A 2,881-nucleotide genomic window follows, 5' to 3' on the forward strand; every position below is an offset into this window, starting at 1 on the left:
GCCGTCGCCGCGGGGGTGCCGGTGTGGTGCGGCGGCATGCTCGAGACGGGGATCGGCCGCGCCGCCAACGCCGCGCTCGCCGCCCTGCCGGGGTTCACGCTGCCGGGCGACATCTCGGCATCCGCCCGCTTCTACACCCGCGACATCGTGACCGAGCCGGCCGTGATCGAGGACGGACACGTGCGCGTACCCACCGGTCCGGGGCTCGGCATCGAGATCGACCACGCCGCGCTCGAGGCCGTCACCGTCCGTCGCGAGCGGATCACGCGGTGAGAGCAGGCGGCTCTCGATAAACTGGATGCCGCGCCCTCGCGCTCGATCCCCACAACTTTCCCGACCATTGGAGCCGCCATGGCCGAACAGTCCCGCCTCGACAAGGTCATCGCCCTCGCCCGCCACCGCGGGTTCGTCTTTCAGGCCGGTGAGATCTACGGCGGCTCGCGCTCCGCGTGGGACTACGGCCCGCTCGGCACGGAGCTCAAAGAGAACATCCGCCGTCAGTGGTGGCAGACGTTCGTCCGCGGTCGCGGCGACATGGTGGGGCTGGACTCCAGCGTCATCCTCCCCAAGCGCGTGTGGGAGGCCTCGGGTCACGTGGCGACCTTCACCGACCCGCTCGTGGAGTGCTTGAGCTGCCACAAGCGCTTCCGCGCCGACAACCTCATCGAGGACTTCGAGGCGCGCAAGGGCCGCAAGGCCGAGAACGGTCTCGCCGACGTGCCCTGCCCCAACTGCGGCACCAAGGGCCAGTACACCGAGCCCAAGTCGTTCTCGGGCCTGGTCAAGACCTACCTCGGTGTCGTCGACGACGAGTCGGGCCTGCACTTCCTGCGCCCCGAGACCGCGCAGGGCATCTTCGTGAACTTCTCGAACGTGCTGACGGCATCCCGTCGCAAACCCCCGTTCGGCGTCGGCCAGGTCGGCAAGGCGTTCCGCAACGAGATCACGCCCGGAAACTTCATCTTCCGCACGCGCGAGTTCGAGCAGATGGAGATCGAGTACTTCACCCCGCCCGCCGAAGCGAACGAGTGGTTCGAGCACTGGGTCGAGGCCTGCTGGAACTGGTTCATCGACCTCGGCATCGACGCCGACAACATGAAGCGTTTCGACGTGCCCGAGGACGACCGCGCGCACTACTCGGCCGGCACGATCGACGTCGAGTACCGCTTCGGCTTCCCGGGCAAGGAGTGGGGCGAGCTCATGGGCGTCGCCAACCGCACGGACTACGACCTCAAGAGCCACTCCGAGGCGTCGGGCCAGTCGCTGACGTTCTTCGACCAGGCCTCGGGCGAGAAGTACACGCCGTACGTGATCGAGCCGTCGTTCGGTCTGACGCGCGCGATGATGGCGTTCCTCGTCGACGCGTACCGCGAAGAAGAGGTGCCGAACGCGAAGGGCGGCACCGACACCCGCACCGTGCTCAAGCTCGACCCGCGTCTCGCGCCCGTCAAGGCCGCGGTGCTGCCGCTGTCGCGCAACGAGCGCCTGTCGCCGCTCGCGCGAGAGGTGGCCGACACCCTGCGCGGCGCCGGCTGGAACGTCGACTTCGACGACGCCGGGGCGATCGGTCGCCGCTACCGTCGCCAGGACGAGATCGGCACGCCGTTCTGCGTCACGATCGACTTCGACTCGCTCGACGACAACGCCGTCACCGTCCGCGACCGCGACACGATGGGCCAGGAGCGCATCGGTCTCGACGCGCTGCACGGCTACCTGGCGGAGCGGCTGCGCGGGGCCTGACCCGCTGTCGATCGATTCCGGATGCCACGGCCTGTCGGTCGTGGCATCCGGTTTCTCGTTCTGCCGCTTGCGCGGTCAGCTCGGGTGCGCGTCCACGCCTCCCCGAGGGGGCGTGCACGGCTGCTGCCGGGCCCCGTCGGGGAGGGGCTCACTCGCCGTTCTTCGCCGCGGCTTTGGCCGCGCGCTTGTGCTCCCGCACCTTCGTCAGCGACTCGGGGCTGACGATGTCGGCCACCGAGCGGAACGAGCCGTCCTCGCCGTAGGGCGCCGACGCCTCACGCCATCCGGCGCCGTCGAAGCCGCGCTGCTTGCCGAGCAGGGCGAGGAAGATCTTGGCCTTCTGCTCGCCGAAGCCGGGAAGGGCTTTGAGGCGCTTCAGGACCGTGGCGCCGTCGGGGGCGTCGCGGGTCCAGAGGTTCTCGGCCTTCCCGTCCCAGTCGTCTTCGATCGCCGCGCAGAGCGACTGGACGCGCGCGGCCATCGATCCAGGGAAGCGGTGCACCGCGGGCGACTGCGAGAACGCGGCCGCGAAGTCGTCGGGGTCCTGGTGGGCGATGGTGGCGGCATCCATCGATCCGGTGCGCTCCTGGATCTTCAGCGGTCCGGCGAACGCGGTCTCCATGGGGACCTGCTGGTCGAGCAGCATGCCGATCAGCAATGCGAGAGGGTTGCTCGTCAGCAGCTCGTCGGCGGCGGGGTCGTCGGTGATGCGCAGGCTCATGCGGACATTCTCCCGCGCGCGGGTCGGCCCCGGCTCGCGCCAGCGCTTCGGCCGCCGAGACTGCACGTGGCTGACGAGTCGGCGACATCCTGTCACCGAGTTGTCAGCCACGTGCAGTCTCGCGGGAGGGCGGGAACGTCACGCGGGCGGGACCGGCGGACGCCGCTCAGCCCGCGTCGGCGATGTCGCGCGGGAGCGCAGGGGCGGCGGCCTCGGCCACCTCGATACCGAACAGAGCCGACAGGGCGTCGATGTAGTCGTCGGCGCGACCCGACTCGGCCAGCTCGTGCGCGCGCGTCGTGGGGGTGTGCAGCAGCACGCCGACCAGGTGGCGCAGGGCCTGCTCGGTCTGTCCGCCCTCGTCGCCGCGGGCGCGCACGCGGGCCACCTCGGTGTCGAGCACGCCGAAGACGTGGGCGC

The 2,881-nt window shown here is 70.3% G+C and carries 3 protein-coding genes and 1 pseudogene; 2 read left to right on the forward strand and 2 right to left on the reverse strand.

The features are described 5' to 3' along the window. The coding region (locus QZ433_RS05710) for an enolase C-terminal domain-like protein (RefSeq protein ID WP_295780632.1) at positions 1 to 273 on the forward strand (273 nt) is incomplete at its 5' end. Positions 274 to 351: 78 nt separating this feature from the next. Next, positions 352 to 1,740: a glycine--tRNA ligase gene (locus QZ433_RS05715; protein ID WP_270353751.1), complete on the forward strand. Its 1,389-nt coding sequence runs from the start codon at positions 352 to 354 to the stop codon at positions 1,738 to 1,740. Between the two features lie 148 nt (positions 1,741 to 1,888). Here the strand turns inward: QZ433_RS05715 and QZ433_RS05720 are convergent, their stop codons facing one another. After that, positions 1,889 to 2,461, reverse strand: a complete 573-nt coding sequence (locus QZ433_RS05720; protein WP_295780636.1) for an HhH-GPD-type base excision DNA repair protein — start codon at positions 2,459 to 2,461, stop codon at positions 1,889 to 1,891. Between the two features lie 166 nt (positions 2,462 to 2,627). After that, positions 2,628 to 2,881: pseudogene (locus tag QZ433_RS05725) on the reverse strand (glutamyl-tRNA reductase); the annotation flags it as partial.

This window comes from uncultured Microbacterium sp., assembly GCF_913776565.1.
Taxonomy (GTDB): domain Bacteria; phylum Actinomycetota; class Actinomycetes; order Actinomycetales; family Microbacteriaceae; genus Microbacterium.